At 73.3% G+C, this 5,775-nt stretch carries 5 protein-coding genes; 2 read left to right on the top strand and 3 right to left on the bottom strand.

The window, feature by feature from the left end; genetic code table 11:
• Positions 1–53: 53 nt before the first annotated feature.
• Both leuD and leuC read right to left on the bottom strand, forming a co-directional pair.
• A complete protein-coding gene (gene leuD, locus ABZ914_RS44760; protein WP_500200792.1) occupies positions 54–641 on the bottom strand; it encodes a 3-isopropylmalate dehydratase small subunit in 588 nt (195 codons plus the stop codon).
• Positions 642–654: 13 nt separating this feature from the next.
• Positions 655–2,052, bottom strand: a complete 1,398-nt coding sequence (leuC, locus tag ABZ914_RS44755; RefSeq protein ID WP_190859663.1) for a 3-isopropylmalate dehydratase large subunit — start codon at positions 2,050–2,052, stop codon at positions 655–657.
• Positions 2,053–2,151: 99 nt separating this feature from the next.
• Between leuC and ABZ914_RS44750 the strand changes: the two genes are divergently transcribed.
• Positions 2,152–2,865, top strand: a complete 714-nt coding sequence (locus tag ABZ914_RS44750; RefSeq protein ID WP_190859661.1) for an IclR family transcriptional regulator — start codon at positions 2,152–2,154, stop codon at positions 2,863–2,865.
• Positions 2,866–2,917: 52 nt separating this feature from the next.
• On the opposite strand, the gene ABZ914_RS44745 is transcribed toward ABZ914_RS44750, so the two are convergent.
• Positions 2,918–3,541, bottom strand: a complete 624-nt coding sequence (locus tag ABZ914_RS44745; RefSeq protein ID WP_190859659.1) for a TetR family transcriptional regulator — start codon at positions 3,539–3,541, stop codon at positions 2,918–2,920.
• Between the two features lie 107 nt (positions 3,542–3,648).
• Between ABZ914_RS44745 and ABZ914_RS44740 the strand changes: the two genes are divergently transcribed.
• A partial coding sequence (locus tag ABZ914_RS44740; RefSeq protein WP_500200791.1) for a glycoside hydrolase family 3 protein occupies positions 3,649–5,775 on the top strand: 2,127 nt, incomplete at its 3' end.

Genomic DNA, 5,775 nt, shown 5'->3' with positions numbered 1-5,775 from the left:
GAAACGCCCTGCCCGTCGTGACGGGGGGTTCCAGGGGGGTCGTCCCCCCTGGGCTACACCGTGACCGGCAGCCAGGCGGGCCGGGCGGCCTCGTAGTCGTTGATGGCGTCGCCGTGGCGGAGGGTCAGGCCGATGTCGTCGAGGCCCTCCATGAGCCGCCAGCGGGTGTAGTCGTCGATCTCGAAGGCGGCGGTGTCGGCGCCCCAGCGGACCTCGCGCTTCTCGAGGTCGACGGTGATCTCCAGGGCGGGGTCCTTCTCGGCCGCGCTCTGCAGGGCCTCGACCTGCTCGCCGGTGAGGACGACCGGCAGCAGCCCCATCTTGGTGGAGTTGTTGCGGAAGATGTCGCCGAAGCGCGGCGCGATCACGACGCGGAAGCCGTACTGCTGGAGGGCCCAGACGGCGTGCTCGCGGGACGAGCCGGTGCCGAAGTCGGGGCCGGCGACGAGGATGCCGGCTCCCTGGTACTGCGGCTGGTTCAGCACGAAGTCGGGGTCCTCGCGCCAGGCGGAGAACAGGCCCTTGTCGAATCCGGTGCGGCTGACCTGCTTGAGCCAGACGGCGGGGATGATCTGGTCGGTGTCGACGTTGCTGCGCCGCAGCGGGACGGCGCGTCCGGTGTAGGTGGTGAAGGCTTCCATGGCTCGGGTCTCCTCAGAGGTCGGCGGGAGCGGCCAGGCGGCCGGTGACGGCGGTGGCGGCGGCGACGGCGGGCGACACGAGGTGGGTGCGGCCGCCGGGGCCCTGCCGGCCCTCGAAGTTGCGGTTGGACGTGGAGGCGCTGCGCTCGCCGGGGGTGAGCTTGTCGGGGTTCATCGCCAGGCACATCGAGCAGCCGGCCTCGCGCCATTCGGCGCCGGAGGCGGAGATGACCTGGTCGAGGCCCTCCTCCTCGGCCTGCTTCTTGACCTTCATGGAGCCGGGCACGACCAGCATCCGGACGCCGTCGGCGACCTTGCGGCCCTTCAGCACGCCCGCGACGGCGCGGAGGTCCTCGATGCGGCCGTTGGTGCAGGAGCCGACGAAGACGGTGTCGACGGCGATGTCGCGGAGCGGCGTCCCGGCGGTGAGGCCCATGTACTCCAGGGCGCGCTCGGCGTTCTGCCGCTTGACCGGGTCGTCGATGGTCGCGGGGTCGGGCACGGACTCGCCGAGCGGCAGGCCCTGGCCGGGGTTGGTGCCCCAGGTGACGAACGGGGTCAGCTCGGCCGCGTCGATCACGACCTCCTTGTCGAAGACCGCGTCGTCGTCGGTGCGCAGGGACGTCCAGTACTCGACGGCCTTGTCCCAGTCCTCGCCCTGCGGGGCGTTCGGGCGGCCCTTGAGGTAGGCGAACGTGGTCTCGTCGGGGGCGATCATGCCGGCGCGGGCGCCGGCCTCGATGGACATGTTGCAGACCGTCATGCGGCCTTCCATCGACAGGGAGCGGATCGCGTCGCCGCGGTACTCGATGATGTGGCCCTGGCCGCCGCCGGTGCCGATCCGGGCGATGATCGCCAGGATCAGGTCCTTGGCGGTGACGCCCTCGGGCAGGTCGCCGTTCACGGTGACGGCCATCGTCTTCGGCTGGATCTGCGGCAGGGTCTGGGTGGCGAGGACGTGCTCGACCTCGCTGGTGCCGATGCCGAACGCGAGCGCGCCGAACGCGCCGTGCGTGGAGGTGTGCGAGTCGCCGCACACGACGGTCATGCCGGGCTGGGTCAGGCCCAGCTGCGGGCCGATGACGTGCACGATGCCCTGGCCGTCGTCGCCCATCGGGTGCAGGCGGACACCGAAGTCGGAGCAGTTCTTGCGGAGCGTCTCGACCTGGGTGCGCGACACGGGGTCGGCGATCGGCTTGAGCAGGTCCGTGGTCGGGACGTTGTGGTCCTCGGTGGCGATCGTCAGGTCGGGGCGGCGGACCTGCCGGCCGGCCATCCGCAGCCCGTCGAACGCCTGGGGGCTGGTGACCTCGTGGACCAGGTGCAGGTCGATGTAGAGGAGGTCGGGCTCACCCTCGGCACGCCGTACGACGTGCGCGTCGTACACCTTCTCGGCCAATGTACGGCCCATCACACCCACCTCACCTGTCATGATCGTCCGGCGCGCCGTCGCGCCGGGGTCCGGTCCGGCTGATTTGCATCTCAAATTACGAGACGGCAATATCAAGACATGGACAACTCTAGCGGAGTCGGCGTACTTGACAAAGCGGTTCTCGTGCTGAACGCGCTCGAAGCCGGTCCCGCCTCGCTCGCGCAGCTCGTGCAGACCACCGGTCTCGCCCGCCCCACGGCCCACCGGCTCGCCGTCGCGCTGGAGCACCACCGCCTCGTCCACCGCGACACCCAGGGCCGGTTCATCCTCGGCCCCCGGCTCGCCGAGCTGGCCGTCGCCGCCGGCGAGGACCGCCTCCTCGCCATCGCGCAGCCCATCCTCGCCCAGCTGCGCGACCACACCGGCGAGAGCGCCTCCCTCTTCCGCCGCCAGGGCGACGTCCGCGTCTGCGTCGCCGCCGCCGAGCGCACCAGCGGCCTGCGCGACACCATCCCCGTCGGCGCCGCCCTCCCCATGACCGCCGGGTCCGCCGCCCAGATCCTGCTGGCCTGGGAGGAGCCGGACCGGATGCACCGCGGCCTGCGCGGCGCCAAGTTCGAGGCGACCACGCTCGCCTCCGTCCGCCGCCGCGGCTGGGCCCAGTCGGTCGGCGAGCGCGAGCAGGGCGTCGGGTCGGTCTCCGCGCCCATCCGCGGCGCCGGCGGCCGCGTCATCGCCGCCGTCTCCGTCTCCGGCCCCCTCGAACGCCTCACCCGCTCCCCGGGCCGCCTCCACGCCGCCCCCGTCGTCGCCGCCGCCGAGAAGATCAGCGAAGGCATGCGCAGGAGCTGACCCGGGGGACGCCCCCATGCACCCGGGCCGTCCCGTGACCGGTGGCTCGGGTTCACGCCTTGTGGGGACGGAGGGTTTCCAGAAGGTCGTCGACGTGGGCCCGGAAGAGGGCGGGCATGTCGATGCGGTCCGGGTCGAGGAGCCACTGGGTCTGGAGGCCGTCCATGATGGCGATGATCCGGGCGGCGGTGGCGTCGGCGTCGAGGCCGGCGCGCAGCTCGCCGGCGTCGGCGGCACGGCGGAGGGCGTCGGCGACCCACGCGCGCAGGCGCGCGTAGCGGGCGCGGGCCCAGTCCCGGGCGGGGTGCCCGGCGGTGACGGCCTCGCTCGTCAGCACCACGAAGAGCCGGACGAGCTCGGGCGTGCGGCTGTTGTGCTCCACGACCCGGACCAGCGCGGTCAGCAGGTCGAGGCCGCCGGCGCCCTCGTCGCCGGCGAAGAACCGCTCCATGTCCCGCCGGTCGCGCAGTTCGAGGACGGCGACCAGCAGCTGCTCCTTGGTGCGGAAGTGGTGCAGCAGGCCGGGCTGGGACAGCCCGGCGCGTTCGGCGACCCGGGCCAGCGACGTGCCGCGGTAGCCGTGTTCGGCGAACTCCTGGGTCGCGATGTGCAGGATGCGCTCGCGCCTGGCGTCGCCCGCGGCGTAGCCGCGCCGCCGATCCGTGCCGGTCCTCACGCCACCTCACTCTACGCAGACCAGAAATAACGTACGAATAACAAACCTACCGAGTACTCGGTATCGGAAAATAGGGTGGGCGGCGTTCGGATACAGGAGGAGGTTCGATGTCCGTCGACGAGTCCGGCCTGCGCGAGCGGCTCGCCCAGCTGACGCTCGAGGAGAAGGTCCATCTGCTGAGCGGGGCCGACTTCTGGTCGCTGCGCCCGATCCCGGGCATCGGGCTGCGGAAGGTGGTGCTGTCGGACGGCCCGAGCGGCGTCCGCGGCACGGCGTGGGACGAGCGGAGCACGAGCCTGCTGTTCCCGAGCCCGACGGCGCTCGCCGCGACGTGGGACCCGGAGCTGGCCGAGCGCGCGGGCCGGCTGAACGGCGCCCAGGCCAGGGACAAGGGCGTGCACGTCCAGCTCGCGCCGACGATCAACCTGCACCGGACCCCGCTCGGCGGCCGGCATTTCGAGAACTACTCCGAGGACCCGCTGCTCACCGCGCGGATCGGCGTCGGGTTCGTGAAGGGCGTGCAGTCGGCCGGGGTCGCGGCGACCGTGAAGCACTTCGTCGGCAACGACTCCGAGACCGCCCGGATGTCGTACGACGCCCGGATCGACGACGCGACCCTGGACGCGGTGTACATGCGCCCGTTCGAGGACGCGGTGAAGGCGGGCGCGTGGGCGGTGATGGCCGCCTACAACAAGGTCAACGGCACGACGATGACGGAGAACCGCGCGCTGCTGACCGGCGTGCTGAAGGAGCGCTGGGGGTTCGACGGCGTGCTGATGTCGGACTGGACGGCGATCCGGTCGACCGCGGCGAGCGCGAACGCCGGCATGGACCTGGAGATGCCGGGGATGCCCGGCAACGCCTGGCGGGACAGGCTCGTCGCGGCCGTCCGCGACGGCGAGGTGGCCGAGGAGCTGGTCGACGACAAGGTGCTGCGGATCCTGCGGCTGGCCGCGCGGGTCGGCGCGCTGGACGGGTTCCCCGAGCCGGCGCCCGTGACGACGCCTCCCGACGCGCCCGCCCAGCTGCGCGCGCTCGCGGCGCGCGCGTGCGTGCTGCTGCGCAACGAGGGCGGCGTGCTCCCGCTGAACGTGCCCGGCAGGCTGGCGCTGATCGGCCCGAACGCGGTGCGGTTCAGCGCGCAGGGCGGCGGCAGCGCGCACGTGAACCCCGAGCACGTCGTCTCGCCGGTGGACGGCCTGCGCCGCGCGCTCGGCGCCGACACCGAGCTGACGGTGCGCGCGGGCGTCTACCCGCACGAGCGGCTGGCGGCGCTGCCGCTGGACATGGCGGCCGACCCGGAGACGGGTGAGCCGGGCGTGCGGCTGGAGTTCGTCGACGCGGACGGCGCCATCGTCGACTCCGAGCACCGCGGGGCGGCCCGCTTCATGTTCTTCGAGGGCGTCCCGGAGGGGACGGCGCAGATCGTCGTCCGCGCCCGGGTGACGCCCGCGGCGGACGGCGTCCACACGTTCGCGGTCGCGGGCGTCGGCGAGTACGAGGTGCGGGTCGCGGACACGACGGCGACGGTGAACCTGGCCCTGGACGGCGGCGACCCGGTCGAGGCGATGATGCGCCCGCCGGAGCACCGCGTCGAGGTGGAGCTCGCGGCCGGGCGGGGCGTCCCGGTGGAGCTGCGGCGCGCCTACAAGGCCGGATCGTTCCTGACGGCGTTCGGCATCGGGTACCACGAGCCGCACCTGCCCGAGGACGAGGAGCTGGCGGCGGCGGTCGAGGCCGCCCGCGCCGCCGACGCGGCGATCGTGGTCGTCGGCACGAACGACGACGTGGAGAGCGAGGGCTTCGACCGGACGACGCTGGCGCTGCCCGGCCGCCAGGACGAGCTGGTGTCCGCCGTCGCCGCCGCCAACCCGCGCACGGTGGTGGTGGTGAACGCGGGCGCGCCCGTGCTGATGCCGTGGCGGGACGAGGTCGCGGCGGTGCTGTGGGCGTGGCTGCCGGGCCAGGAGGGCGGCGACGCCATCGCCGACGTCCTCACCGGCGCGGCCGAGCCGGGCGGGCGGCTCCCCACGACGTTCCCGGTGTCGGAGGACGGGATCCTGTCGCCGGTTCCCGGCGAGGACGGGTCGCTGCCGTACGCGGAGGGCGCCGCGATCGGCTACCTGCACTACGCGCCCGAGCAGGTCGCGTACCCGTTCGGGCACGGCCTGGGCTACACGGACTGGGAGTACGAGTCGCTGGCGGTGGCGGACGGGGCGGCGGAGGTGACGGTC

The sequence above is a fragment of the Spirillospora sp. NPDC046719 genome (assembly GCF_040645715.1).
In the GTDB taxonomy this organism is placed as follows: domain Bacteria; phylum Actinomycetota; class Actinomycetes; order Streptosporangiales; family Streptosporangiaceae; genus Spirillospora.
Note: the sequence above shows the minus strand (reverse complement) of the source record. Positions and strands in the feature narration are given on the sequence as shown.

What these genes read in the sequence shown, in the direction of transcription:
- leuD (WP_500200792.1), bottom strand. Translation starts at nt 641, where the DNA reads ATGGAAGCCTTCACCACCTACACCGGACGCGCCGTCCCGCTGCGGCGC.
- leuC (WP_190859663.1), bottom strand. Translation starts at nt 2,052, where the DNA reads ATGGGCCGTACATTGGCCGAGAAGGTGTACGACGCGCACGTCGTACGG.
- ABZ914_RS44750 (WP_190859661.1), top strand. Translation starts at nt 2,152, where the DNA reads ATGGACAACTCTAGCGGAGTCGGCGTACTTGACAAAGCGGTTCTCGTG.